This is a genomic window from Arthrobacter sp. zg-Y1171 (genome assembly GCF_025244845.1).
Lineage (GTDB): Bacteria > Actinomycetota > Actinomycetes > Actinomycetales > Micrococcaceae > Arthrobacter_B.
Map to the genome: position 1 here is coordinate 1624881 of NZ_CP104264.1, position 26198 is coordinate 1651078.

General features: G+C 65.9%; 25 protein-coding genes. 14 read left to right on the forward strand and 11 right to left on the reverse strand.

Features of this window, described 5'->3' with window-relative positions; all coding sequences use genetic code 11:
- The first annotated feature begins 111 nt into the window (after positions 1-111).
- Positions 112-1614: an MDR family MFS transporter gene (locus N2L00_RS07640; RefSeq protein ID WP_370647009.1), complete on the forward strand. Its 1503-nt coding sequence runs from the start codon at positions 112-114 to the stop codon at positions 1612-1614.
- On the opposite strand, the gene N2L00_RS07645 is transcribed toward N2L00_RS07640, so the two are convergent.
- Positions 1611-1901: a hypothetical protein gene (locus tag N2L00_RS07645; protein ID WP_255863074.1), complete on the reverse strand. Its 291-nt coding sequence runs from the start codon at positions 1899-1901 to the stop codon at positions 1611-1613. The two genes, N2L00_RS07640 and N2L00_RS07645, sit on opposite strands and share 4 nt — an antisense overlap.
- A gap of 42 nt (positions 1902-1943) precedes the next feature.
- Between N2L00_RS07645 and N2L00_RS07650 the strand changes: the two genes are divergently transcribed.
- Positions 1944-3173, forward strand: a complete 1230-nt coding sequence (locus N2L00_RS07650; protein WP_255863073.1) for an acyl-CoA dehydrogenase family protein — start codon at positions 1944-1946, stop codon at positions 3171-3173.
- Between the two features lie 20 nt (positions 3174-3193).
- On the opposite strand, the gene N2L00_RS07655 is transcribed toward N2L00_RS07650, so the two are convergent.
- From N2L00_RS07655 to N2L00_RS07670, 4 genes are all read right to left on the reverse strand, one after another.
- Entirely contained in the window at positions 3194-4015 is an 822-nt protein-coding gene (locus N2L00_RS07655) for an SMP-30/gluconolactonase/LRE family protein (RefSeq protein WP_255863072.1), read from the reverse strand.
- A 65-nt stretch (positions 4016-4080) separates the two neighbouring features.
- Entirely contained in the window at positions 4081-4671 is a 591-nt protein-coding gene (locus N2L00_RS07660; protein WP_227921941.1) for a TetR/AcrR family transcriptional regulator, read from the reverse strand.
- 66 nt (positions 4672-4737) lie between these two features.
- Entirely contained in the window at positions 4738-5202 is a 465-nt protein-coding gene (locus N2L00_RS07665) for a GatB/YqeY domain-containing protein (RefSeq protein ID WP_255863071.1), read from the reverse strand.
- Between the two features lie 47 nt (positions 5203-5249).
- The gene (locus N2L00_RS07670; RefSeq protein ID WP_255863070.1) at positions 5250-5852 is read right to left on the reverse strand and encodes a maleylpyruvate isomerase family mycothiol-dependent enzyme; all 603 of its coding nucleotides are present in this window, start codon (positions 5850-5852) and stop codon (positions 5250-5252) included.
- Between the two features lie 160 nt (positions 5853-6012).
- On the opposite strand from N2L00_RS07670, the gene N2L00_RS07675 reads away from it, so the two are divergent.
- The 5 genes from N2L00_RS07675 (at position 6013) to N2L00_RS07695 (ending at position 10738) form a co-directional block, all read left to right on the forward strand.
- On the forward strand, positions 6013-6465 hold the full coding sequence (locus N2L00_RS07675) for a Fur family transcriptional regulator (RefSeq protein WP_255766080.1): 453 nt from the start codon (positions 6013-6015) through the stop codon (positions 6463-6465).
- A 123-nt stretch (positions 6466-6588) separates the two neighbouring features.
- A complete protein-coding gene (locus tag N2L00_RS07680; RefSeq protein ID WP_255863069.1) occupies positions 6589-6921 on the forward strand; it encodes a hypothetical protein in 333 nt (110 codons plus the stop codon).
- Positions 6922-7007: 86 nt separating this feature from the next.
- Positions 7008-8597, forward strand: coding sequence for an ABC-F family ATP-binding cassette domain-containing protein (locus N2L00_RS07685; protein ID WP_255863068.1), 1590 nt, complete (start codon positions 7008-7010; stop codon positions 8595-8597).
- Between the two features lie 63 nt (positions 8598-8660).
- On the forward strand, positions 8661-9965 hold the full coding sequence (locus tag N2L00_RS07690; RefSeq protein ID WP_255766083.1) for a sodium:proton antiporter: 1305 nt from the start codon (positions 8661-8663) through the stop codon (positions 9963-9965).
- Positions 9966-10003: 38 nt separating this feature from the next.
- Positions 10004-10738 (forward strand): YqjF family protein, encoded by a 735-nt coding sequence (locus N2L00_RS07695; RefSeq protein ID WP_255863067.1) that lies wholly within the window; start codon positions 10004-10006, stop codon positions 10736-10738.
- Here N2L00_RS07695 and N2L00_RS07700 read toward each other — a convergent pair.
- The 4 genes from N2L00_RS07700 to N2L00_RS07715 form a co-directional block, all read right to left on the reverse strand.
- Positions 10691-11266: a hypothetical protein gene (locus tag N2L00_RS07700; protein WP_255863066.1), complete on the reverse strand. Its 576-nt coding sequence runs from the start codon at positions 11264-11266 to the stop codon at positions 10691-10693. The two genes, N2L00_RS07695 and N2L00_RS07700, sit on opposite strands and share 48 nt — an antisense overlap.
- 141 nt (positions 11267-11407) lie before the next feature.
- Positions 11408-13753, reverse strand: a complete 2346-nt coding sequence (locus N2L00_RS07705; protein WP_255863065.1) for an alkaline phosphatase — start codon at positions 13751-13753, stop codon at positions 11408-11410.
- Between the two features lie 112 nt (positions 13754-13865).
- A complete protein-coding gene (locus N2L00_RS07710) occupies positions 13866-14486 on the reverse strand; it encodes an L-threonylcarbamoyladenylate synthase (protein WP_227921911.1) in 621 nt (206 codons plus the stop codon).
- A 107-nt stretch (positions 14487-14593) separates the two neighbouring features.
- Positions 14594-15916 (reverse strand): HNH endonuclease signature motif containing protein, encoded by a 1323-nt coding sequence (locus tag N2L00_RS07715; protein ID WP_255863064.1) that lies wholly within the window; start codon positions 15914-15916, stop codon positions 14594-14596.
- A 784-nt stretch (positions 15917-16700) separates the two neighbouring features.
- On the opposite strand from N2L00_RS07715, the gene N2L00_RS07720 reads away from it, so the two are divergent.
- The 4 genes from N2L00_RS07720 (at position 16701) to N2L00_RS07735 (ending at position 22678) form a co-directional block, all read left to right on the forward strand.
- Positions 16701-16934 carry a zinc-ribbon domain-containing protein gene (locus tag N2L00_RS07720; RefSeq protein ID WP_255863063.1) on the forward strand — a complete coding sequence of 78 codons (234 nt, stop codon included), beginning with the start codon at positions 16701-16703 and terminating at the stop codon, positions 16932-16934.
- Between the two features lie 266 nt (positions 16935-17200).
- The gene (locus tag N2L00_RS07725; RefSeq protein ID WP_255766582.1) at positions 17201-18832 is read left to right on the forward strand and encodes a ribonuclease J; all 1632 of its coding nucleotides are present in this window, start codon (positions 17201-17203) and stop codon (positions 18830-18832) included.
- Positions 18833-19181: 349 nt separating this feature from the next.
- The gene (locus tag N2L00_RS07730) at positions 19182-21233 is read left to right on the forward strand and encodes a transglycosylase domain-containing protein (protein ID WP_255863062.1); all 2052 of its coding nucleotides are present in this window, start codon (positions 19182-19184) and stop codon (positions 21231-21233) included.
- A gap of 98 nt (positions 21234-21331) precedes the next feature.
- Positions 21332-22678, forward strand: coding sequence for an alpha-amylase family glycosyl hydrolase (locus N2L00_RS07735; RefSeq protein WP_255863061.1), 1347 nt, complete (start codon positions 21332-21334; stop codon positions 22676-22678).
- On the opposite strand, the gene N2L00_RS07740 is transcribed toward N2L00_RS07735, so the two are convergent.
- Together N2L00_RS07740 and N2L00_RS07745 are read right to left on the reverse strand one after the other, a co-directional pair.
- Positions 22675-23424 (reverse strand): SDR family NAD(P)-dependent oxidoreductase, encoded by a 750-nt coding sequence (locus N2L00_RS07740; protein ID WP_255766092.1) that lies wholly within the window; start codon positions 23422-23424, stop codon positions 22675-22677. The two genes, N2L00_RS07735 and N2L00_RS07740, sit on opposite strands and share 4 nt — an antisense overlap.
- Positions 23408-24121 (reverse strand): TetR/AcrR family transcriptional regulator, encoded by a 714-nt coding sequence (locus N2L00_RS07745; protein ID WP_255863060.1) that lies wholly within the window; start codon positions 24119-24121, stop codon positions 23408-23410. The genes N2L00_RS07740 and N2L00_RS07745 overlap by 17 nt, the downstream gene beginning before the upstream one ends.
- Before the next feature lie 200 nt (positions 24122-24321).
- On the opposite strand from N2L00_RS07745, the gene N2L00_RS07750 reads away from it, so the two are divergent.
- From N2L00_RS07750 to kdpA, 3 genes are read left to right on the forward strand one after another with little or no spacing between them, the layout of a single operon-like run.
- A complete protein-coding gene (locus tag N2L00_RS07750; protein WP_255766094.1) occupies positions 24322-24450 on the forward strand; it encodes a hypothetical protein in 129 nt (42 codons plus the stop codon).
- Positions 24447-24536 carry a potassium-transporting ATPase subunit F gene (locus tag N2L00_RS07755; RefSeq protein ID WP_227921892.1) on the forward strand — a complete coding sequence of 30 codons (90 nt, stop codon included), beginning with the start codon at positions 24447-24449 and terminating at the stop codon, positions 24534-24536. Before N2L00_RS07750 ends, N2L00_RS07755 begins: the two co-directional genes overlap by 4 nt.
- A complete protein-coding gene (gene kdpA, locus N2L00_RS07760) occupies positions 24536-26197 on the forward strand; it encodes a potassium-transporting ATPase subunit KdpA (RefSeq protein ID WP_255766097.1) in 1662 nt (553 codons plus the stop codon). The genes N2L00_RS07755 and kdpA overlap by 1 nt, the downstream gene beginning before the upstream one ends.
- Position 26198 lies beyond the last annotated feature (1 nt).

A 26198-nucleotide genomic window follows, 5' to 3' on the forward strand; every position in this document is an offset into this window, starting at 1 on the left:
GGGCAGGCAGGTGCCGGCGCATAGGATTGCAGGCCGGGCCCGCTGAAGTGCCGTCCGTTTCCGCGCCCACTGCATACGGCGCACCCGCATCATGAATAGGACCTTCCCTCTTTGAGTATCGATCCCTCCGCAAAGCCCGTGCCTGCCGCCGGAACCTCCCGGCGCGCCGCAACGACGTCGGCTCCGTCCACCCTGGATCCGCGCACCAAGACCGTGATCGGCCTGCTGCTGGTCTCCTCGTTTGTGGTCATCCTGAACGAAACCATCATGAGCGTGGCGCTGCCGCGGCTCATGGCCGACCTGGACATCACGGCGGGAACCGCCCAGTGGCTGACCACCGGCTTTATGCTGACCATGGCCGTGGTCATCCCGGCCACCGGCTTCCTGCTGCAGCGCTTCTCCATGCGCGGCCTGTTCCTGACCGCCATGTCCCTGTTCAGCGCCGGGACGCTGCTGGCGGCCCTGGCCCCCGGGTTCGGCACCCTGCTGGGCGGCCGGATCATCCAGGCCGGCGGCACCGCCATCATGCTCCCGCTGCTGATGACCACCGTCCTGAATGCTGTTCCGGCACATAAGCGCGGACAGATGATGGGCACCATTTCCATCGTCATCGCAGTTGCACCGGCCATCGGCCCGACGGTCTCCGGAATCATCCTCAACGCCCTGGACTGGCGCTGGATGTTCTGGCTGGTCCTGCCCATCGCCCTGCTCTCGCTGGGGCTGGGCGCGATGAAGATCGAGAACCTCACGGAAACCAAGCGCGTGCCGTTCGACGTGCTGTCGATCGTGTTGTCCACCTTCGCCTTCGGCGGCCTCATCTTCGGCCTCAGCAGCATCGGCGAGGCTGCACAGGGCAAGGAACTGATGCCGCTGTGGATCCCGCTGGCCGTCGGCGTCCTGGCCATGGCCGGCTTTGTGCTGCGGCAGCTGGTGCTCCAGCGCACCGACCGCGCCCTGATGGATCTGCGCACCTTCACCAGCAAGCCCTTCGTGGTGGCGATCATCATGGTCCTGGTGTCCATGATGGCGCTGTTCGGCTGCCTGATTGTGCTGCCCCTGTACCTGCAGAACGTGCTGGGCCTGGACACGCTTCACACCGGGCTGCTGCTGCTCCCCGGCGGTGCCGTGATGGCCATCCTCTCGCCGATTGTCGGCAACCTGTTTGACCGTTTCGGTCCCCGCCCGCTGGTGGTTCCGGGCGCACTGGTGCTCAGCGGTGCCCTGTGGGGAATGACCTTGCTGACCGAAGAAACCCCCGTTGGCCTCGTGATCCTGATGCACTGCCTGCTGAACGCCGGGCTGGGCTTCATTTTCACTCCGCTGTTCACCTCTGCCTTGGGTTCGCTGGACAAGTCGCTGTACTCCCACGGCAGTGCCATCATCAACACGCTGCAGCAGCTTGCCGGCGCCGCCGGCACGGCCGTTTTCATCACCCTGATGACCACCGGTACGACGGCGGCCCTGGCCGACGGCGCGTCAGCGGTCTCCGCAGCCGCCTCGGGCGTGCACACGGCGTTCTTCTGGGGTGCGGTTGTCTCACTGGTAGCCGTCGCGGCGTCGTTCCTGGTCCGCAGGCCCACCAACGAGCTGCCCGAAGGCATGGCCGTCCACTAAGACCGTCTCAGGTGGTCAGCGACAGGGGACATCAGGACCTCGTCGCGGTCGCCGTCGGGAAGCCGCAGCGCGGCCCGGCGGCGGCCCACCTCCTGCCAGCCGCTGGAACGGTAAAAGCCTTCAAGGCCCGCGCCCGATCCCGGCCCCGCGGACGCCAGGAGCAGCCATCCGGCAACTCGCCGTTCCACGGTGTCAACCAGGAGGCGGCTCTTGGGTTCGCCCGTGCGCCCCGCACATGCTCGCGGCCGAAGAAGCGCACGCTTGACCAGTACTGTGACGCGGCTCATACTAAATGAACGATTAGTTAGTACCTTCCGTCAGGAGCCTCCATGACCGTCACACAGACCGCGCGCCCAGCCTTCGACCCCACCGCGGTGGGCGACGTCGACGCCGACCTCTACCTTCTCGATGAGCTGCTGGACGACGAGGCCCGCGACGTGCGGGACCGGGTCCGGGCGTTCGTTGACAACGATCTGCTGCCGGTCATCAATGACTACTGGGAGCGGGCGGAGGTCCCCTACGAGCTGATTCCCAAGCTGGCCGCACTGAACATTGCCGGCGGCACCATCAAGGGCTACGGCTGCCCGGGGATGAGCCGCATGGCCGCCTCCACCGCCGCAGCTGAGCTCGCCCGGGGCGACGGCTCCATCAACACGTTCTTCGGGGTGCACTCCGGCCTCGCCATGGGCAGCATCGACATGCTCGGCAGCGAGGAGCAGAAGCAGCGGTGGCTGCCGCCCATGGCCAGGTTCGAGAAGATCGGCGCGTTTGCCCTGACCGAACCCACCCACGGGTCCGATTCCGTGTCGCTGGAAACCACCGCCCGCCGCGAGGGCGATTCCTACATCCTGAACGGCAACAAGCGGTGGATCGGCAACGCCAGCTTTGCGGACATTGTGATCATCTATGCCCGCGACGAGGCCGACGGTGCAGTCAAGGCGTTCGTTATGGAAAAGGATGCCGACGGCAACCACCCTGCCGGCTACCAGGCGACCGTGATCACCGGCAAGATCGGCAAGCGTGCCGTGCTGCAGCCGGACATCGTCATCGAGGACCTCCGCATTCCCGCGGAGAACCGCCTGGAGAACTGCAACTCGTTCAAGGACGTCAACAAGGTGCTGGCCGCGACCCGCGGGGGAGTCGCGTGGGAAGCGCTGGGTCACGCCGTGGCCGCGTACGAGATTGCCGTGGCCTATGCCAAGGACCGGGTGCAGTTCGGCCAGCCCCTTGCCGGGTTCCAGCTGGTGCAGAACAAGCTCGCGAACATGCTCGCCCAGGTCACCGCGATCAAGCTGACCTGTTTCCGCCTCAACGAGCTCGGCGACCAGGGGAAGATGACCGGTCCCATGGCTTCCATGGCCAAGATGTTCGCCGCCCGGCAGGGCCGCTGGGTCTGCTCGGAGGCACGCGACATCATGGGCGGCAACGGACTGCTTCTGGAGAACCATGTGGCCCGGCACCTGACTGACATGGAGGTGGTGTTCACCTATGAGGGCACCGATTCCATGCAGTCACTGATCCTGGGCCGCCACATCACCGGACTGTCCGCGTTCGCCTAGGCGTCCCGGGCCGGCGGAGATCAGCGCACCCGCAGGCCCAGGACCTGCCCGGTGCCGGGGGTGGCCGGATCCATCACCTCCGGCCACTGGGCGGTCATCATAAAGAGCAGGCCGCCGTCGTCGCCGCCGGTGGCGCAGGAGAAACAGCCCTGGTCCAGCTGCACCGTTTCCACCACGGCTCCGCCCTCCCGGACACGGACGCAGCGTTCGCCGGGCACTTCGGCGAACCAGATGCCCCCGGTGCCGTCCCAGCAGATACCGTCCGGAGCGCTGCCCGAAACCGCTGCCCATTCCCCGGCAGGCGTGAGGGCGCCGTCGTCTGCAATGGCGAAGGACACCAGACGTCCTGCGTTGGATTCAGCCACCACGAGGGCGGCGCCGTCGTCGGAGACCAGCATGCCGTTGGGGAAGGCCAGGCCGTCCGCTACCTGCACCACTGAACCGTCCGGCCGGATGAGCGCGATGATCCCGCTGCTTTGCGGGTCAGCCGAATAGTCGTAGCCCAAGCCGTTCACATAGATGTTGCCGGAGGGGTGCACGGCAATCTCGTTCCAGGGGTGCTCCGACAGTCCGCTCAAATCCGCGTGCGGGACCAGTCCCGCATTGGGAATTTCCAGGAAGACGGTCCGGTCCGTCCCGGAGACCACGGCCATCCGCCCGTCCGGCAGCCAGTCAAAGCTGATTGGAAAGGACGGCACCGCCGTCACCCGCCGCAGGTCCCCGTCCGGGTTCAGTGCGGAGATGGTCCCCGCCGTCCAGTCCGCGAACCAAAGTTCGTCGGCGTGCCAGCGGGCGGATTCGCCCATGCCGATCCCGGAGACCAGCGTTGTCGGTTCAGCCATGCTGCACCTCGCTTGTTGAGGTTCGGGCTTCCAGTATGACGGGCACCCCGAAGCGGACAACAGGCCTAGGGCTTCGACGGTCCGGCCGCGCCCAGCATCCGCAGGGCCAACCGGCTGTGGTGTTCTCCGATGCCGGCTGCGGTTTGCCGTCCGTCGTTGCGGTACCAGCGGGCCACGTCCACGCAAAGGGAGAGCAGGGCGAGGACGGCAAGGCCGGTGTCCTCGACGTCGAACACGCCTTCCTGCCGTCCGCGGTCGACGACGGTCCGGAACTCTGCGTCCACGGACCGGCGGATCTTCAGCACCTCGGCCCGGTGGTCCTCCGTAAGGGCAGCCAGCTCGAAGTTCACCACGCTGGACTTGGTGCGGTTGGCTGCCTGCCACTGGACGAAGTCACGCACCATGGTCGAGATCTGCTGCACCGGATCGCTGCTTGAGGCGGCACCGGAGCGGACCAGTTCCAGGGTCCGCTCGTGGCCGAGGCGGGAAATGCTGTAGAGCAGCTCTTCCTTGGAACGGTGGTGGACATAGACGGCGCCGGGAGTGACCCCGGCCGCCGTGGCAATGTCGCGGGTGGTGGTGCCGTGGAAGCCCTTCGCCGCGAAGGCCTCCGTGGCGGAATCCAGCAGGCGCTGGCCCGTACCTGTTGCGGGCACCTGTACCTCCGGATGATGAGCGGAATGAGCGTTCAGCAACCAGAGTAGCAGTGGGACCGGCTGCCGCTAGGCGAGACGCGAACGGACGATTTCGCTCACGGTCTTGCCGTCGAACCGTCCTGCCACTTTGGCGGTCACGGGCTTCATGACCTGTCCCATCTGCCGCATCGTGGGTTCTTCCCCGCCGGCACGCAGATCAGCGATTGCTTCATCCACAATGGCCTCCACGTCGGCACGGGTCAGGGGTGCGGGCAGGTAGGTTTCGATGATCTCTGCCTCGGCCGTCTCGGAGGCAGCACGCTCGGTCTCGCCGGCCTCCGTGTAGATCCCGGCCGTGTCGCGGCGCTTGGCGGCTTCCTTCTGCAGCAGGGACACAATCTGGACGTCGTCGAGCTCCACCGGCGTCTTCCCGGACTTCTCCCGGGTGGTGATTTCGCCCAGTACGTTGCGCACGGTGGTCAGGGCAACGCGGTTGCCCGATTTCATGTGCATCTTCATATCCGCCTGCAGCTGTTCTTTCAAAGTGCCCATGGTCCTCGTCCTTACGGTGATGTAGTGCTTTCCTTTCCCATCGTCCCCTATGCGGGCGGATCGAGCTCCACGGGGCGTCCGGACACGGTGAGCAGCAGGTCCAGGGCGTCGGCTTCGATCCTGGTGCCGGCACCCCAGGTCGTCCCGGTGCGCCGGTCGACCAGCAGCAGGCCCGCGGCCCGCTCGCGTCCTCCGCCGAACGCAACCGGGGTGCGGACCTGATAGCCCAGGGCCTGGATAACTGCGGCTTCCGGATAGCTTCCGGCCAGGCCGAGGGGCCGGCGGATGTCCTCACCGTGCACGATCGCTTCAACGAGGCGGGTTGCCGGGTTCGACGGCGGCGTCCGGGTCAATTCCGCCACGTCCCGCAGCGCCTGGACGGTATCCTGCGGGTCCTGCCGCTTTTGGCGCACGACGCCGCGTTGGTTCAGGCAGTCGAAATCCAGGCGTGAGCCGAGCATGCCGCGGACGAAGCCGGCCCTGCCGGTGAGTGCCGTGTCCACGAGATGGGCCAGGACATCGTGGACGCTCCACTCTGGACAGAGCGAGGGCACCTCCCAATGTTCGCCCTGCAGCGGGGAGAGGTCCGCCGCGAGGCGCCGCCGCTCAGCGTGGACGGTTTCCCAGACTGCTGCCGTGGACTTCCGCAAGCCTGCTCCTTTGGTTGATTGGCACGTGGTCCCTAAGGAAACTAAAGGGTTCAGCCCGCGTCAATGACCGCCTGCGGCGGCGGTCACAGCGTCCGGAATCACAGCGCAAAAGGTCGATAGTTGTCTTGAGGCAATCAAAACAACTGTTAGGGTTTTAGGTATGCAGAACGCGGCGGAAACAGCAGAAACCCTGGCCGGAAACATCCGGTCAGCGGGGCTGAAATCCACGTCACAACGCGTAGCAGTGCTGGGAGCGCTGCAGCGGGAGCCGCATTCCAGTGCCGACAAGGTCCTGGCTTCCGTTCGGTCGGAACTGCCGGGTATTTCCGCGCAGGCCGTCTACGGCATCCTGTCCGCCTTTACCGAGGCCGGACTGGCCCGGCGGGTGGAGCCCGCCGGTTCGCCGGCACTCTACGAGTCACGGGTGGGGGATAACCACCACCACCTGGTCTGCATCCGCTGCGGAGCCATCAAGGACGTCGACTGCGTGATCGGCCAGGCACCGTGCCTGACTCCGTCGGACGATTCCGGCTTTACCGTACTGGCTGCCGAAGTCACCTTCAGCGGCATCTGCAGCACCTGCGCCATGCAGGCGGATTCCTCCGCCCGCTAAGGCGCACCACCGCCCAAATAAACGGCGGGCACCAATCAACGGCGACACATCCCGGGCTGAACGCTGCCCAAAACCTGCCGCCACGGCCCGAGTCTCACCCCAAGCGTCAACTGAGGAGACACCATGACCACTTTGATCAATCGAAACGCAGCCCCGGCCGCCACCGAAAACGCCGCACCCCGCCCGGCCACCACCGAAAACGCCGCACCCCGCACGGCCACCACCGGCAGCACCGTTGCCCCCACGGCTTCGCAGCCCGCTCCGGCAACCCAGGCCCGTCGTCCGGGCACCTACACCACCTGCTACGGACGCCCCCTGGGAACCCCGCGTGCCGAGGGAACCTACGTCTCCACCGGCCGCCGGGCGCTCACCCGTCCCCGTAACCTCGGCAGCTACGTGGACACCGCCACGCACCTCAACCGCCGCCCCCAGGGCAGCTACACCCTGCGCGGCTAGTCTCGCCGCCGCGTGCGGCATCAGCCGATAGGATGAATGGTCGTTGTCCCGCGGGGCGAGGAAACAAACCCCTTTGAGAGGACACCATGAGCCTGATCCGGCTGCAGGACGTCAATACTTCCTTCGAGAACAAGCAGGTGCTGCGTGAAGCGTTCCTGCGGCTCGATCCCAAGGACCGGATCGGCCTGATCGGCCGGAACGGCTCCGGCAAATCCACCATCCTGAAACTGGTCCTGGACCAGGTCCAGCCGGACTCCGGCACCGTGACCGTGGAACCGGGCGTGAAGATCGGCTACTTCTCCCAGTTCTCAGAACTGGACGGGCAGGCCAGCATCGCCGAGGTCCTGGATTCCGTCTTCACGGAAATCAAGGACGTCGAGGCCGAGCTGGCGGAGATTGATGAAGCCATTGCAACCGATCCCGCGGGCAAGGAAATGGACCGGCTCATCCGCCGCCAGTCCGAACTGTTCGAAACCATGGACCGGCTCGACGGCTGGGACTACCCGCGCCGCATCGACAGCGTGCTCACCACCCTCGGCTTCACCGCCGCACACCGTGTCTGCCCGATCGACGCCCTCTCCGGCGGCTGGCGGAACCGTGCGGCGCTGGCCAAGATCCTGCTGGAACAGCCCGATGTGCTCCTGCTCGACGAACCCACCAACTACCTCGACGTGGCCGGCGTCGAATGGCTCGAGGGCTGGTTCCGCGACTTCCGGGGAGCAGCCATCATCGTCTCGCACGACCGGAAGTTCCTCGACGCCGTCGTGACCCGCATCGTGGAGGTGGAGAACTTCCACCTGCACGAATACCCGGGAAACTTCGCGGAGTACGTGGTGCAGAAGCAGTTCCGCTTGAAGAACCTCCAGGCCCAGTTCGTCCACGAGGCGGAACTGCTGGCCTTTGAAGCCGAAGGCATTGCGGACCGCCGCGAGGCGGCCAAAGCCGGCGGGCGGCTCAGCTCCCAGCTGGCCCGGATCAAGAAATCCCGTGCGCCCCGGCCCGTGGACGAAATCATCACCGGCATCTACGACGGCCTGCACGTCAAGGACGTGCTCGGCCGCGTCCGCGGCGTGTCCAAGTCCTACGGGGAAAAGGTCCTCTTCGAGGACCTGAGCTTCGAGGTGAACAAGGGGGACCGCATCGCGGTCACCGGAACCAACGGCAGCGGCAAGACCACGCTGCTGCGCGTGCTCACGGGCGAAGAACAGCCCGACACCGGTGAGGTCACCTGGCCGAAGGGGCCGGCCATGGTTTCCTACAACCAGATGCTGGCGGAACTCGACGACGCCGACACCGTCACCCATGCGGTCAACTCGCTGCCGGGATCCCTCGCCTTCAGCGCCACGAAAAAGTCCGTCAACCGGTTCCTGACCATGTTCCAGTTCTCCGAAGCGGACCTGGTGCAGAAGATCGGCAACCTTTCCGGCGGGCAGCGCGCCCGCGTCGCCATGGCCCAGTGCCTGCTGTCGGGGGCTCCCGTCCTGCTGCTGGACGAACCGACCAACCACCTGGACATGTCCAGCACACAGGTGATGGAACGCGCCCTGCTGCATTTCCCGGGCGCCGTCATCGTGGTCAGTCACGACCGGTTCTTCACCGAAAAAATCGCTACCCGCTGGCTCGTCTTCGGTGCCGACGGAGCGCAGCCGGGGCAGGTCACCATCCGCGAGGCCTAGGGCGCCGACACCAATTCGGCGCGGCGCCTGTCGGGGTGCCCGATGCGCCGCTAATGTCGGGGGGTGTTCGACGGACCCAGCCTTGTCTTCTTTGCAGCCGGCCTAGCAGTCTTCCTTGCAGCCGTGCTGCCCAAGGTGCTGCGCAATGTTCCGGTTTCCATGCCCATGGTGTTCCTCGGTGCGGGAATCCTGGCGTTCAGCCTCCTGAAGGACCTGCCGGACCCGGATCCGGTGCGGTATGGAGAATTCACCACGCATCTGACCGAGGTGTGCGTGATTATTTCCCTGATGGGCGCGGGACTCGCACTGGACCGCCCGGTCGGCTGGCGGCGGTGGTCCACTACCTGGCGGATGCTGGGCATTGCCATGCCGCTGAGCCTGCTGGGCCTGACGCTGCTGAACCTTTGGGTCCTCGGTGTCGGCCTGGCTGCGGCCATCCTGTTGGCCGCAGCGCTGGCCCCGACCGATCCGGTCCTGGCCTCCGAGGTCCAGGTAGGCGAACCCGCCGACGATGAGGAAGAGGACTCGGAGGGCGAAGCCGAAGACGAGGTCCGCTTCGGACTGACCTCCGAAGCCGGGCTGAACGACGGCCTGGCGTTCCCGTTTGTCTATCTCGCCATCGGCATGAGCCTGGTGGGGACGGCGCCGTCGGACTGGTTCCCGCACTGGATTGCCGTGGACGTTTTCTGGCGGATAGGCATGGGCGTCCTCCTTGGCCTCGTCACCGGCAAGGTCCTGAGCCGCCTCTTCTTCTCCGCACGGCTGGAAAGCATCCGTCTCTCCAACCACTCCGAAGGCTTCGTGGCCCTGGCGGCCACCTTCCTGGCCTACGGCATCACCGAGATGCTGGACGGCTACGGTTTTGTTGCCGTCTTCGTCTGTGCCGTTACCATCCGGGCCGCTGAACGTACCCACGGCTACCACCGGGTGCTGCACAGCTACGTGGAGCAGCTGGAACGGCTGCTGACCGTGGTCCTGCTGCTCCTGCTCGGCGGCGCCATTGCCCGCGGACTGCTGTCCGGCATCGGCTGGCGCGAGATGGCGGTGGCCGCGGCCTTCCTGCTTGTGGTCCGGCCCCTTGCCGGCTGGCTGGGCCTGCTGGGCGGCAAGCCGGGCCCCCGCGAGCGGATGGCCATCGCCTTCTTCGGCGTCCGCGGGATCGGCTCCCTGTATTACCTCGGTTACGCACTGGGTAAGGGGAACTTCGACGGCGCCGAGCAGCTGTGGGGGCTGCTCGGCCTGGTCGTGGCCTCCTCCATCGTGCTGCACGGAATCACGGCGGCACCGGTGATCAACCGGCTGGACCGGATCCGCCGGAAGACGGCTGTGGAACGCTTCGGCGAGGAACGGCCGGATACGGCGGTCTAACTCTTTCCGCCCGGCCGGGGCGCTGTTAGCTTGGCGCCATGGGTACCCCCGTCCACGGCACGGAGGATCCCTGGCCCGCGGGACCAAGGGTGACGCCGCCGATACTGATGGCCCAGTCCTGGGCCGGAACCGTTTTCCTCCACTGGCGGCTTCCCGCGTCTGCTGCCGCACCGTACATGCCGCCCGGCGTCGAACCGGATGTCTTCCACGGTTCCACCTGGGTGGGGCTGGTGGGGTTCCTGGCGCGGGAGACCCGGATGTTCGGGCGGGTCCCCGTTCCGTTTTTCGGGTCCTTCACCGAAATCAACGTGCGCCTGTATTCACGCGGCTGCGACGGCAGCCGCGGGGTGCTCTTCCTGACCCTGGACGCCTCCCGGCTGGTTCCGGTCCTCGTTGCCCGCACACTGCACATTCCGTATGTCTGGTCCCGCTGCCGCCCCGCCCGTTCCCGCCGGGAGCCGGGGTACGACGTCGAGCGGTTCGGGAAACAGCCCCGCTCGTCCTTCGCCGTGGTGCCGGACTATGCGCGGCAGGCGGACGATGGCCTGTCCCTGCTGCTTACCGCACGGTTCGGCCTGCATGCGGTCTTCGCAGGCAGGACGGTGTTCATTCCCAACTCGCACCGGCCCTGGCCGCTGTATCCGGCCCGGCTGACGCGTTTCCACGATGGACTGGTGCCTGCGGCCGGGCTTCCCGTTGAAGGGCCGCCGGACACCGTGCATTACTCACCCGGTGTGCGCACCTTCTTCGGCCGTCCGCGACGGATTGCCTGAGCCGGCCAGTTCCCGGCGCAGGCCGCGTTCGCCCTGCCGCATCAGCAGCGAGTGGGCTGCGGTGAAGACCGGCCGTGCCACGGGGGTGAGGAGGCGCATCCAGGGCCGGGTGGGCCGAACCCTCCAGTCGATGTCCATCCGGGTCTGCGCCGCGCCACCGGGGGCGTTCCCGGGAGCGGCCGCCGGCACGGGGAACAGGCGGATCCGGCCGGTGCCCGCCAGGTCTCCGCCGGCGTCGAACTCTATGATCCGTGGCCGGGCCGCGGCGGTCGGGTGGATGGTGATGGACAGGTGATAGCCCAGTGCTGCACGGAAGCGCAGACGGACGGTAGTGGCCAGCAGTTCCGCAGTCGGGTCTGCGGTTTCGGCGTCTGTGGTTTCGACGCCCGGATCGGTGGCGAGGTCCTGGAGCGTGCAGCCGGGCCACCAGCGCGGCCAGCTCATGTCCGGGCTGGCCACGGTCTCCCACACCGTCTCCGGGGTCGCGTCGAGCAGCCAGCTGGAGGGGAGGATGTAGAGACCGGGCATTACTTCAGCATGCCATCCGGGATCCGGCGGGCCGAAACGGGATGCCGCGGTGGCGAAACAGACTCGTGCCGGGACCGAGGCTTCGGTCCCGGCACGGTGTCCGGTGTTATCGATCCTTTGCTGCCGCAGTCCTTGCGGAACTCAGCGGCGGTAGGCCCGGGGAAGGTCGAAGCCCCGCTCTTCCATTACCGCGCGCAGCCGGGTGGGGTAGTCGGTGATGATTCCGTCCACGCCCAGGTCAATGAGCCGGTGCATGTCTGCCACCTCATTGACGGTCCAGGGGATGACCGGCATGCCGAGTGCGTATGCCTCGGCAATCATCTCGGCAGTGACCGTGGTGAAGATGGGGGAGAGCACGTCGTAGCCCTGGGCCTGGGCGGCACGGACAACGGACCCGCCGAAGTCATCTATATCGATTCCGCCCAGCTGCGGGGCTGCGCCCGGCTGGCCTACGCCGAGGTCCGCCGGCGTGCTGGCCAAAGCCACCCTCGTCAGTTCCGGGGCGATCCGCTCGAGCAGGTTCAGGGTGGACCAGTCAAAGGACTGGATGGTGGTGCGGCGCTCCCGGTTCGCATCGCGGACCACGTCCACCACCGCCTCGGTCAGGGCGACACTGCGCGGCCCGCCGGCCTGGCCTTCCTCGACCTTGGTTTCGACATTGAACTGGATTTTGCGTGCACCGTACTCCCGGGCGAGGCGATAGACATCGCTCAGCTCCGCAATCCGGTTACCCTCCGCAACATCCTGCTCCGGGTAGCCCGGCAACTGCTGGTAGCCGCAGTTCAGGGTCTGGAGCTGCAGGAGGCTCAATTCCGCTACGCGGTCGCCCACGTAGGGGAACTCCGGATCCCCGGAAGTGGCAGGGGCCGTATCAGCGCACTTTGTGGCCAGGATGATGTCGTCATGCCAGACAATCACCCGGCCGTCCTCGGTCAGGTGCGTGTCCAGTTCCAGTGTGGTGACGCCCAGTTCCAATGCGTGTGCGAAGGCCGCCAGGGATTCTTCGGTTACTTCGCCGCGTCCGCCGCGGTGCGCCTGTAGGTCAAAGTCCCGTTCCGTGCCGGAGCGCATCACCGAAGCCATGACTTCGAAAATCCGGGTGTTCTCATAAACGCCCGTCAGCATCTCGGCGCCGGGTCCCATGGCGGTCAGGGGCACGTCGTCGCCCGTATGGCCGCCGGTGGTCCAATCGATCTGGAACTGCTGGTCGGAGTTGGCGACGTCGAACGGTCCTTCCTGCACCGGGCTCTCCGGGTTGGAAGCATCACCCAGCGGTTCGATGGTCATACCGCCGGTCTGGTGGTCGCCCACCGTGATCAGCAGGGTATTCCCGTCCTGCTCGGCGAACTCCTTGGCCAGGGCGACGGAGTTGTCGAACTGGATGCCGGACTCAATGGTCAACGCCCCGTTATTGACATGGCTCATGGCGTCGATGCCCTCTTCCTCCACCATGAGGAAGAAGCCGTTGTCATCCTGGTTGTTGTTCAGGACGTCAATGGCTTTCCGGGTCATTTCGGTCAGCGGAACTGTGGGCGCGTAAGCCTCTTCGACGTCGTCGCCGTACTGGAACATCTCCTCGTTGGCGAAGAGCCCAAGGAGCATGTCGCCCTCTGCCGCCTGCAGGCCGGGCAAATCCCAGACGTATTCATACCCCAGGTCCTGGGCCTCTTCCACCAGGTTGCCCTCGGTGCCGGCGCTTTCCTCGGAATCATCCTCTGCGGGATTGTCGGGGTACCTGCCCGGGTTGCCCGCCGGGTACCAGTAATCCTCACCGCCGCCCAGGATCACCTCCGGGTGGGAACTGCGCAGGAACTGGGCAGCGATGGCGCTCTGCTCATCCCGATCCAAAACGTGCGAGCCGAAAGCGGCCGGGGTGGCATCCGTAACCTGGGCGGTGGTGACCAGCCCGGAGGACTTTCCGAGCCGTTCGGCGATTTCCAGTGCCGAGGTCACGGGCTGCTGCTCCAGGTCCACTCCGATGGCGCCGTTGTAGGTTTTCACCCCGGTGGCCATGGAGGTGGCAGCGGCGGCCGAGTCGGTGATGAAGGTACCGGGATCCGCGGAGTTGGTGTGGACCCGGCCCACCTCGGGCAGCGAATCCATGGCCAGTTCCCCGGTCAGCCCTACCGACGCGAGCCGGATGGCGTCGCGTTGCGCCGTCCCCATCCCGTCGCCGACCATCAGGATTACGTTGACGGCGTCGTCGTTACCGTGTCCGCCGCCGTCGTCTGTCGGCGTCGGGGTCGGGGTCGGCGTCGGGGAGGGTGTCTCCGTATGGGTCGGGGACGGTGTTCCGGTGGGGGTCGGGGTGGAGGTAGGAGTCGGACTTGTGGTGGGAGTGGGTGTGGAAGTCTTTGTGGGCCCGGGGGAGCCGGTGGGATGGCCGTTCCCGCCGCCTATGCCCGGAAGCCCGGTACCTACGCCGCATCCTGCCAGGACGCAGATACTCAATATCGCCGTCGATAGTGTTTTAGCCGTCTTCTTCATGTGGTTTCCCCTGCGAGTGCCTAGCGATGGTTCCCCCTGACGCGTGCCAGACTTCGTGCGCGCCAAGGGAGAGTCAACCGCAGGAACCAATAAAGGTTCCGGGCCGCCGGGGTTACTCGAAGGGTGTCGGATCTCCGGTGCCGCGCCGCACGATTTCGGGCGAGTCACCGGAGAAATCGATGACTGTTGTCGGCTCCGGGCCGCAGAACCCGGAATCGATGACGGCGTCCACCTGGTGGTCCAGGCGTTCCTTGATTTCCCAGCCCTGGGTCATGGGATCCTCATCGCCGGGCAGCAGCAGTGTGCTGGAGAGCAGCGGTTCGCCGAGGCCCTCCAGGATCGACTGCACCACCGTGTTGTCCGGGATGCGCACGCCGACGGTCCGCTTCTTGGGCTGGAGCAGCCACTTGGGCACTTCTTTCACCGCCGGCAGGATGAAGGTGTAGCTTCCGGGGGTGGCGGCCTTGATGCTGCGGAACACCGAGTTGTCCAGCTGCACAAACTGGCCCAGCTGCGCGAAGTTGCGGCAAACCAGGGTGAAGTGGTGCTTATCGTCCAGCTGGCGGATCTGCCGGATGCGTTCCAGCCCCTCACGGTTGCCCAGCTGCACTCCCAGTGCATAGCAGGAGTCGGTGGGGTAGGCGATCAACCCGCCGGATTCGAGCAGATTCACAATCTGGCCGATGGCCCTGGGCTGCGGGTTTTCCGGGTGTACGTCAAAGTATCTGGCCATCTCCCCAGCCTACCGGTGGCCGTCGCCGACGGGGACTGGCCGGGTCCGAGAGCCGGCGAGCGCTGGGGAGATTCCGCGAGCGCCGGGAGACCCGGTTGTGCCCCCAGCTATGCCGCCTGGATCAGGTCCACCACTATCCTCTCGACTGCAGACAGGCCGTCCTCAATAGGAGTACCTGCCAACGGTGGCGCAGTGGAGCTGTATGTGTGTCCGGTTGGGGTGGAAGTTTCCACGGTATGGGCGAGTATCGCGGGTAAGCCTTCCATGCCTCCGCCCGCCGCACCTGTTACGGCCGCTGAGCCGGGAGGTTTGCTTGCCTTTGCGGACCACCCCGGCGCTTCCTTAGCGTGGTTGCACGCTTCGCAGAGTCCCTGTCCGTTCCCGACGCTGGTGGGACCTCCGTCGCTGTGCCGCCGGACATGGTCGAACTCCCGGATTGGAGCACCGCACCACGGCATCCGGCAGGTAGAGTCCCGTGCGGCGATGAACCGGGCCAAGGAGGTCGGGAACAAACGTGCGCGAGAATCCATAGCGACCAGCTCACCGGTTGCCGGAGCCATGTACAGCCTGCGGATGAAGGTCTGGACATCCCTGGGTGGTCTGTCGCTCCGATCCTGGCGACGTCCCCTGCTCGCGTTCTCCTTAGCCCCACCCCGGTTGCGGACCAGATCCCTGGCCCACTGCGCCGGAACGGGGCCATAGCCGGGGACGAATGCCGGCTCTGACTCTCCGGCAAGCAGTGTCCGGTCCGTCATTACCAGCTGGACCTCCACCTTCATGGAGTCCGCCTGTGCCTGACCGGTGATTCTGCCTACCAGCGTGTCCGCCATGATCTGGCCGCGGGTACGCCCGTCCCCGGCCGCTGTCAGCCGGTCTGCCTCGCGAGCCAGGGCCGCGTACACGCCTACCCCCTGGGCGACCGGCAGAAGTCCCGTCAGGTACGTCATGGTGTCCGGCGCGGGACGGCAGGAAACGAAACGTTCGGATGCAGCCTTGGCAGCCCGGTTCACGGCAGCCTGTGGATCCAGCCGGTAAGAAGCTGCCCTGGCGCGGGAAATGAGCTGCCGATCTCCCAGGGATTCCAGCAGCTCCGGATCTCCGGCCACTTCCACATCCACCCGCTGCCGGTCTGCTCTGCTCAGGCACGCGGTTTCACGCACCAGCAGTGTGGCCCGCCATTCGCTGATCTTTCCGTGGCTCAGGGCGTAGAGGGTGCAGGGCATGTCCTGGGTCAGGGCCTTGGCGAACCCCAGCAGGCGCCCGCCGCGGTTGGCGGATTCCCTCCGGGCCAAAGCTATCTGCGAGGCCACGCCCCAACCCTGCTTGTCACGGGATACTCCCTCCACCGCCTGCTTCCTCCGCTGTGAGGCGTCAAACGCCGACGCGGCCCGGACCTGCGCTGCCGATGCTGCTGCCTTCAGCTCTTCCAAAGCTCGAATCCGGTCGATTAGCTCTGTGTCCGGCTGAGGCGCATACTCAGCGTCGCCCTCCTCACTCAACACGCCTACCCACGCGTTCACCAACGCGCTACTGACATGGGAAGGGTCAGCAAATAGGTGGTGTCCATCCGGACGATATTCGAACATGTGTTCGAGTCTATCGGCGGTAAGCGGCACGGAGAAGGAGCGAAATACCTGACCTACTACCTGTCTTTGCGGTAACGAAACCAAGATCCTTCGGCGCTCGCAGGCACACTCCGGGACGCCCTTGGAGCCTCCGGCGCTCGCAGGCACACACCCGACGCGACGCAAAGCGACCCGGGTAACGCGTACCGAATGCGCAGCCGTTGTCAGCCGTACGCCCGCGTAGGAGTTTCCGCCGCTAGCCACCACTGCACGGCCAGTCGGACGCATACGGCACGCCACCAGTTCAACCAGCCAGCCGCAGCGCAGCCACAGGGGCCGACGCCGGATCCCAGGCCCGGCGGGCACGGCCGCGTCCAGGCCCATAATCTGCTGCTGGCGTGACGGAAGCGGCCAGCGGGTGTGTCAAGGCAGGGGAGAGGGCGACGAAGAGAAGTTTTGTGGACGGACGACGTCGACCTCCTCCAGTAGCGCGCAGATCCATTTGGGCCGCTGCGCCTCGCCACTCGGGGCGTGCGGGCTCCACGGCGTTCCGCGCCCGAAAGGCATCCAACCCCCTGGTGATAAGCAACCTTAGTAAAACCCGCGTGTCCGCACGCCCCGCCCTGCCGGCGCGACATAGAGTGGTCGGATGTTCGTGCTCATTGGATTCAAGACCGTGCTCTCCTCACTCTTTTCGCGGCCGGCCACCTGCCAGTACTGCGGTGTCTACGGAGAGCAGTATGTGGAAGAGCGCGCCAACCGACTGACGCTCTTCTTCATCCCCGTCTTCACCACCAGCCGCCGCTACGCTTTTACCTGCTCCAACTGCGGGCGCAGCACCGGGATCAACAAGTCGCAGAAGAACGCCCTCCAGCGGAGCTGAACCGCTGCCGGCACGGGAAGAAAACACCCGCCGAACCCTTCCGAGACTCTCCGTGAGGGCCCGGTGTCCCCGGCGCGCCGGAAAAGTCAATAGAATGAAAGAAGCACAACAGCTGCCGGCCCTGTTCTGGCCGCACCACAGACTTCCGGAATGCCGCCGTACGGCTGCCGTTCCAACCTGCAATCCGATCCCCAACGAAAGAACCCTCATCCGTGAATAGAACACCTGCCGTCCTGAAAGCCCCCCGGGAACTCGCCAAGGGAACCATGCGTGTCATGAACCTCGGCGGCCTTGGCGAAATCGGCAGGAACATGACCGTTTTCGAATTCGACGGCAAACTGCTGATCGTCGACTGCGGCGTGCTCTTCCCCGAAGAAGAACACCCGGGCGTAAACCTGATCCTGCCGGACTTCACCGCCATCCGCGACCGCCTGCAAGACGTCGTCGCCGTGGTCCTGACGCACGGCCACGAAGACCACATCGGCGGCGTGCCGTACCTGCTGCGTGAGCGCTCGGATATCCCCATTGTCGGCTCCAAGCTGACCCTGGCGTTCATCGAGGCCAAGCTGAAGGAACACCGGATCAAGCCCAAGCTGATCCAGGTCAAGGAAGGCGACCGCCGCACCATCGGCGGCTTCGACCTTGAGTTCCTCGCCGTGAACCACTCCATCCCCGACGGCCTGGCCATTGCCATCCGCACGGCGGCCGGCATGGCGCTGCACACCGGCGACTTCAAGATGGACCAGTTCCCGCTGGACCGCCGCATCACCGACCTCACCGGCTTCGCCCGGCTGGGCGTGGAGGGCGTGGACCTGTTCCTCACCGACTCCACCAACGCCGAGGTTCCCGGCTTCATGGCCTCGGAAAAGGAACTGGCTCCGGCCATCGACACCGTGTTCCGCACCGCCCCGCGCCGGATCATCGTCTCCAGCTTCGCCAGCCATATCCACCGCATCCAGCAGGTCATTGACGCCGCCGAGCGCTACAACCGCAAGGTGTCCTTCGTGGGCCGGTCGATGATCCGCAACATGACCATTGCCGAGGAACTGGGCTACCTGAAGATCCCCAAGGGCATCCTGGTGGACTTCAAGTCCCTGCAGCGCACCGATGACCACAAGGTGGTGCTGATCTGCACCGGTTCGCAGGGCGAGCCGATGGCTGCGCTGTCCCGCATGGCCAACAAGGACCACCAGATCCGGATCCACGAGGGCGACACCGTGCTGATGGCCAGCTCGCTGATCCCGGGTAACGAGAACGCCATCTACGGCATCATCAACAACCTGACCAAGATCGGCGCCAACGTGGTGCACAAGGGCAATGCCAAGGTGCACGTCTCCGGCCACGCCAGCGCCGGCGAACTCGCCTACTGCTACAACATCGTCAAGCCGCGCAACGTGATGCCGGTGCACGGCGAATGGCGCCACCTCAAAGCTAACGGAGCCATCGCAGAGGCCACCGGAATGGATCCCCGGGACGTCGTCATCGCCGAGAACGGCATGACCGTGGACCTGCGCCGCGGCCGCGCCACGATCTCCGGCAAGCACCAGGTGGACCTGGTCTTCGTGGACGGCGACAGCGTTGGCCACACCACTGAGGAAACGCTGAAGGAACGCATGCAGCTGGCCGAGGAAGGTGCCGTGACGGTGCTGGCCCTGGTCGACGCCGACACGGGCACCATTGCCGAGCCGGCCGAGTTCTTCACCAAGGGTTTCACCATCAAGTCCGAGGACCTGCCCAAGGCCGAGGATGCCGTGGAAAAGGCCCTGGCCAACGCCGGTAACCGCCGCGGCGCGAAGGGCGAGGACCTCGAAGACATCATCGAGCGCGCCGTCGCCAACTGGATGCGCCGCTTCTACAACCGCACCCCGGCCATCACCTCGATTGTCGTCGACGCCTAAAGCGCCGTTGCTGTGAGGCCTTAGGCAACACGCTTCAGCCAACACACAGAAGGAGGGGCCGTAAGTCGCATCAGCGGCTTACGGCCCCTCCTTTTGCACTCCCGGAAGTGCGGGTTTGCTGTGATCTTGTTCTCGCGGGGTTTCCGGGTCGTCCACGCTGCGGGAAGCCCGCAGCGTGGACCGGCAGCTCCCGATCCCAATGCTGGAGCGGGATTCCGTCCTGTTTCAGGACGCCGGGTCCTTCCGTCCCTTACCCGATGTGACCCATACGGTCAAGATCCTTCTCAGGCAATGTCGATAACTTGTACGGATGCGTCCCCCCAAATCCTCATTCCTCGAGAGACTTTCCGTGCCCGGACGGTTAGTCGCGTTCCTCCTCGTCAGCCTGCTGGCCGGCGTGTTGGCAGCCAGCACCCTGATCCCCATGGCGGCGGTAGCAGCCACGGGCACGGACATGGCCGTCGGAGTGCTGGACCAGCTGCCCGACGAGCTGGAAACCGGACCCCTGGATGAGGGATCAAAGATCTACAGCGCCGACGGCGTCCTGCTGGCCACCTTCTATGCCCAGAACCGGGTTCCGGTGGAGCTGGACGAGATGTCGCAGAGCATGCAGGACGCCATCGTCTCCATCGAGGACGCACGCTTCTTCGAGCACAACGGCATTGATTTCAAGGGCGTTGCCCGTGCCGTTGCCTCCAACGCGGCCGGTTCGCACACGCAGGGCGCCTCCACCCTGACCATGCAGTACGTGAACAACGTGCTCATCAGCCGGGACATTGCCTCCGGCAAGGGCGGCAGCGACCTCACCCTGAGCGGCACCAAGGACCTCGGCGACAAACTGCGTGAAGCCAAACTCGCCGTCGCCGTCGAAAAGCAGTACTCCAAGGAAGAGATCCTGGAGGGCTACCTCAACATCGTCCTCTTCGGCGGACAGACCTACGGCGTGGAAGCCGCGGCCCAGAGCTACTTCGGTATCTCCGCTTCGGAGCTGACCCCGGCACAGTCGGCGATGCTGGCCGGCATGGTGCAGTCGCCCAGCCACTACAACCCGTTCACCAATCCCGAAGGAACGCAGGCACGCCGGGACATCGTGCTCGCAGCCATGCTGAAGAACGTCAAGATCAGCCAGGCCGAGTATGACGAAGCGGTGGCGAGTGGACTGGACCTGAACCCGCAGACAGTGACCTCGGGATGTACGGGAGCCGAAACGGCCCAGTATTTCTGCAGCTACGTGGAACAGACCATCCTGCAGTCGGAAGCCTTCGGTGCCGACGTCGAAGAGCGCGCCAAGCTCCTGGCACGGGGCGGGTTGACCATCCGGACCACGCTGGACTCGCGGCTGCAGTCGCAGGCGCAGAAGCAGGTCGAAGCCCAGGTTCCGGTGGGGGATCCCTCCGGGGCCGGCTCGGCCATAGTCTCCGTGGAACCGGGCACGGGCAAAATTCTTGCCATGGCCCAGAACACCGAGTACACGCCGGAGCTGGGCGACGGTAAAACCCAGCTCAACTTCAATGTGGACGCAGACATGGGCGGCACTCCCTACGGGTTCCAGCCCGGTTCCACCATGAAGCCGTTCACCACCGCCGCCTGGCTGGCGGCCGGCCACGGCCTCAACGACACCATCGACGCCACACGTACGTCCTACCCGGCAGGTTTCGACTGGAAGGCCAGCTGCCTCGGTCCGAATGCGGAGTTCGATGAATGGAAATTCAAGAACGCCTCCGAGGGCTACGAGAAGAAGATGACCGTTGCGGACGGCCTGCGGCAGTCCGTCAACACCGCCACCGTGGCGCAGGCAGCCCAGCTCGACCTGTGCGACATCCGGGATACTGCCACCAGCATGGGTGTCCACCGCGCAGTGGACGGTGAACCCCTGGAAGTCACCAGTCCCTCCTTTGTCCTCGGCGGCCAGGAAGTCTCCCCGCTGACCATCGCTTCGGCCTACGCCACCTTTGCCAGCGGCGGCGAGTACTGCACACCCACCGCGCTGACCGAAGTCACCGACGGCTCCGGCAACGCCTACGACGTCGCCGGCGGCGAATGCACCCGCGCCATCAGCGAGGACGTGGCCGCTGCCGTGACGCAGCCGCTGCAGAAACTGGTTGAGGGCTCACCGGGCAGCATCCACCCCATCGGCGTCCCTGCCGCGGCCAAGACCGGCACCACGGACATGTCCGAGCAGACCTGGACCGTCGGCTACACCACCGGCATCGCGACGGCGTCCTGGGTGGGGAACTGGAACTCCTACTCCTCCCTGAATGATCAGGAAATCAACGGCGTCACCCGCTCTTACGTGGACGGCTCCGCGATCGCCGGTGCCCAGTGGACCGACTACATGAGCGCCGTCGCCAAGCTCTACGAAGCGAAGGACTTCCCCTCCGTCCCGGAGGGCATGCTCTAGGCCTGGATGCAGGTGCCGGGAGGAAATTCCCGAAGGTAAGCGTGCTGATGGCAGACTGTAGGGGGCAGTACTCCGCAGCGCGAAGGGATGAGAAACATATGACGACGCCGGACTGGGTGGAGCATGTGGTGTGGTGGCAGGTCTATCCGCTGGGCTTTGCCGGAGCGGAAAAGGCTGCACTCCCGGAGCAGGCCCCGGCGCGGCACGGACTGACGCAGCTGGTTCCGTGGCTCGATTACCTCGTGGAGATGGGGGCCTCCGGCCTCGCGCTCGGACCGGTGTTTGCCTCCGAAACCCACGGGTATGACACCACCGACTATTACCGGATAGATTCCCGGCTGGGCGACGATGCCGACTTCGACGAATTGGTGGCCCAGGCGCACGCACGCGGAATCAGGGTGCTCCTCGACGGCGTCTTCAACCACACCGGCCGCTCCTTCGCCCCCTTCCGCCAGGCGCTCGAGCAGGGCCCGGGGGCGACGACGGCGGACTGGTTCGGTTTTACCTGGCCGGACGGCTGGACGCCGGGAACCGAACCGGACTACAAAGACTTCGAGGGCCACCACCACCTGGTGGCCCTGAACCATGCCGAGCCCGCCGTCGCGGATTTCGTGGCCGACGTGATGAAGCACTGGCTGCGCCGCGGCGCGGACGGCTGGCGGCTGGACGCCGCTTACGCGGTGCCGTCACCGTTCTGGGCGAAGGTCCTGGACGAGGTCCGCACGGAGTTCCCCGACGCGTATTTCGTGGGGGAGTACATCCACGGGAACTACCCGGAGGACGTGCGTGCCGGACACCTGGATTCGGTGACCCAGTACGAACTGTGGAAGGCCATCTGGAGTTCGCTGGCCGAAGCGAACTTCTATGAGCTGTCCGCCGCGCTGGAACGGCACAACACCTTCCTGGACACCTTTGTGCCGTTGACCTTTGTCGGCAACCATGACGTCACCCGCATCGCCAGCCGGCTGGCGCCGTCGGGCCGGCTCGCGCACGCACTGGTGCTGCTGTTCACCCTCCCGGGCACCCCGACGGTGTACTACGGCGACGAGCAGGGCTACCGGGGCGACAAGGAGGACCGCGCCGGAGGGGACGACGACATCCGCCCGTCCTTCCCGGCTTCCCCCGAGGAGCTTTCGGCCGTGGGGCAGCCGCTCTACCACCTGCACCAGGAACTGATCGGGCTGCGCCGCAGGCACCACTGGGTGCATGCTGCCCGCACGCGGGTACATTCGCTCGCCAACGAGCAGCTGGTCTACGAGGTGTTCGACGCCGGCCACTCGCTGTTCGTGGCGATGAACCTCGAGGACACGTCGGTCACCGTGCAGGTGCCCGAAGCTGCCCGGGACGTCCTGGCCGGCGCGGGCGGGCTGGACGTTCCGGGCAGGCAGCTGGCCCTGCCCGCGAAGGGCTGGGCAATCCTCGGCCCGGCCCCGGCTGCCGGCTAGTAGAGCTTGATGGTGCCGCCGTCGGCCATGAGGGTCTGGCCGGTCAGGTACTGGGAATCCTCGCTGGCGAGGAACACCACGATGGGGGCGATGTCCGTTTCGGGATCGCCCAGGCGGCCCAGGGGAACGCCGTCGACGACTTCCTGGTAGGCCTCCGGGAAGGCCTGGCTCCACTGGACAATGCCGGGGGTCAGTGCGACGGGGGAAACCACGTTGACGCGGATGCCGTCCGCGGCCCATTCGTTGGCGGCGGTGCGGGAAATGGCGCGGATGGCTTCCTTTGCCGCGGCGTAGGCCACCTGGTTCGGCAGGCCCTTGATCCCGGCGCCGGAGCCGAAGTTGATGATGCTGCCCCGGGTCTTCTTCAGCTCCGGGTACGCGGCGCGCATCAGGTGGAAGGTTGCCATGGTGCCCGTGTTGAAGGACAGGTCCCAGATCTCCGGCGTGGTTTCCATGATGGGTGCCTGCTTGGACGCGTGGGCGTTGTTGACCAGGATGTCCAGGCCGCCGAAGCGCTCCACGGTTTCCGCCACGATGGCCGCAGCGTTCTCCGCCTTGGCAATGTCCTTGGCGATGAAAATGACCTCGCCCTTGCCCTCAAGATCGGCCAGCAGCTTGTCGCCCTGGGCCTGGTCGATGTCCACCACGGCCACCTTGGCGCCTTCGGCGAGGAACCTCCGGACAATGCCCTGGCCGATTCCGCCGGCCCCGCCGGTGATGATGGCGGTCTTATTGCTGAGTTTCATTTTCTTCCTTCCGTGAAACCGGGCGGGTTGGGGCGCCCGGAGCTTGGGTGAGTTGCTGTTCGACGCCGGCAATGAAGTTTGCGACGAAGAAGTCCAGTGACCGGCGTGAGCCCGAATAGCTGATGCCCTGGGCCTGGAACCGGGCCGCCCGCGGGTGTTGCTCCACGGCATCCGGCGTCCAGTGCGGGTGGCCGCTTGAATCGGAGTCGTCAGCCTTTCCCGGGGCACCGAAGTGGGCCGCGGCCGTGATGGACGCCGTTCCGATCACGGCCGCGGAAATCCCCAGCAGGCAGTCGAAGCCCTCGTCCTCACTCAGGCCGGCTGAGCCCAGCCGGGAGAGCACCAGTTCCACCTCGTCCGGGGTGGCCATGTTCACGAGCCGGCGCGGCGTCAGGATAATGCGCAGCAGCCAGGGGTGCGCCGTGAAGGCCCGCCATTGGGCATCGGCCAGGTGTGCCAGGGTTTCCTGCCACGACAGGTCCCGGGCGGGCAGGAGGGCGTAGTCCTTGGTGGCGGCATCGGCCATCAGGAGCAGCAGGGCGCTGCGGTCCGCCACATGGCGGTACAGTGCCATCGCCGAAACCCCGAACTCTGCAGCCACCCTGCGCATGGAGACGGCGTCAAGGCCGTCCGCGTCCGCGATTCGGAGTGCAGCCGCAGCTATCGCGGCGGGGCTGAGGGGCAGGTTGCGGGACACGGCGGTTCCTTCGGTGGACGACAGTTTACAGTGTATACCGCGCGGCCCCGACCCGGCTGCACCCCGGCAGCCCGGCGTCGCAATCACCCATTTACATGGGCATTCCGTAAGGGTTTGGGGTGCCGGCGTGAGGAAAGCGTGAGGATGGCTCTTTGAGCGCCGGCGAGGGCATGTAATCAGATGCGGCACAAGGTGTGCCCGTGCTGCCAAAGCGGCAGCACGCTGAACGGCTGGGGGCAATTCCCGTGCTTGATGTTTTATTTGTGGTGGGCTTCGTAGGGCTTTTCGCTGCGTTTGTCCTGATGGCCGGGGCGGTGGAAAAGCTGTGATCGTTTTCAACGTCCTTGCACTCTGCCTCGGGGTGGCCGCCGTCGGCTATCTCCTGGTGGCACTTGTTCGACCGGAGCGGTTCTGATGGGCGGCTGGGTAACGGCCGCACAGGTCCTCAGCCTGGTGGTCCTGCTCGCGGCGGTCCACCGGCCGCTCGGTGACTACATGGCCCGGCTGTACTCCTCCGACAAACACCTCCGTGCGGAGCGCGGCTTCTACCGCCTGGTCGGAGTGGACGGTTCCTCCGGCCAGGCCTGGCAGAGCTACCTGCGCTCAGTCCTGGTTTTCTCCGGGGCCAGCATGCTCCTGCTTTACCTGCTGCAGCGACTCCAGCACCTGCTGCCGGGCTCGCTCGGCCTTCCGGCGGTGCCCGAGGCCCTGTCCTTCAACACGGCAGCTTCCTTCGTGGCCAACACCAACTGGCAGTCCTACTCGCCCGAAGTCACCATGGGTTACGCGGTGCAGATGGCCGGCCTGGCGGTGCAGAACTTCCTGTCCGCAGCCGTGGGTCTGGCCGTGGCGGTGGCACTGATCCGCGGCCTGGCCGGCCGCAACTCGACCACCATCGGCAATTTCTGGGTGGACCTGACCCGCAGCGTGCTGCGGTTGCTGCTGCCCGGCGCTTTCCTGGCCGCCGTTGTGCTGATCCTCGGCGGCGTGATCCAGAACTTCAACGGCTTCACCTCCGTCACCAACCTCCTCGGCGGAACGTCCACGGTCCCCGGCGGACCGGTGGCCTCCCAGGAAGCCATTAAGCTCCTGGGCACCAACGGCGGCGGCTTCTTCAATGCCAACTCCGCGCACCCGTTTGAAAACCCCAGCGGGTGGACCAACCTGGTGGAAATCTTCCTGATGCTCGTTATCCCGTTCAGCCTGCCCCGAACGTTCGGCACCATGGTGGGGGACCGCCGGCAGGGGTACGCGATCCTGGCAGCCATGGCCTCAATCTTCACGGTGTCGCTCGCGGCCATGACCGCATTCGAATTCGGCGCCGCGGACGGTGCGGCCGGTTCCATGGAAGGAAAGGAACAGCGGTTCGGAATAGCCGCATCGACCCTCTTTGGCTCAACCAGCACGCTGACGTCCACCGGTGCGGTGAACGCCATGCATGACAGCTTCAGTCCGCTGGGCGGCATGATGGCGATGCTGAACATGATGCTCGGGGAAGTGGCGCCGGGCGGCGTCGGGTCCGGGCTCTACGGCATGCTGATCCTGGCGATCATCACCGCTTTTGTGGCCGGGCTCCTGGTGGGACGCACTCCTGAGTACCTGGGCAAGAAAATCGGCCCGCGGGAAATCAAGCTTGCCAGCCTCTACATCCTCACCATGCCGACCCTGGTCCTGGTGGGGACGGCGCTGAGCTTCGCGGTTCCCGGCATCCGGGCCGACATCGAGGGCACTTCCATCCTGAACACCGGGCTCCACGGCTTCAGCGAGGTTCTCTACGCCTTCACTTCAGCAGCCAATAACAACGGCTCCGCGTTCGCCGGACTCACGGCCAACACCCCGTGGCTGAACACGGCACTCGGCGTGGCCATGCTTGTGGGCCGTTTCCTGCCGATGGTCTTCGTGGTCGCCCTGGCCGGAGCCTTCGCCGAACAGGGCAAGGTCCCCGCCTCGGCCGGCACCCTGCCCACCCACAGGCCCCAGTCCGTGACGCTGCTGTGCGGCGTCACCGTGATCGTGACTGCCCTGACCTTCTTTCCCGTACTCGCGCTGGGTCCCCTGGCGGAAGGACTGCAATAAC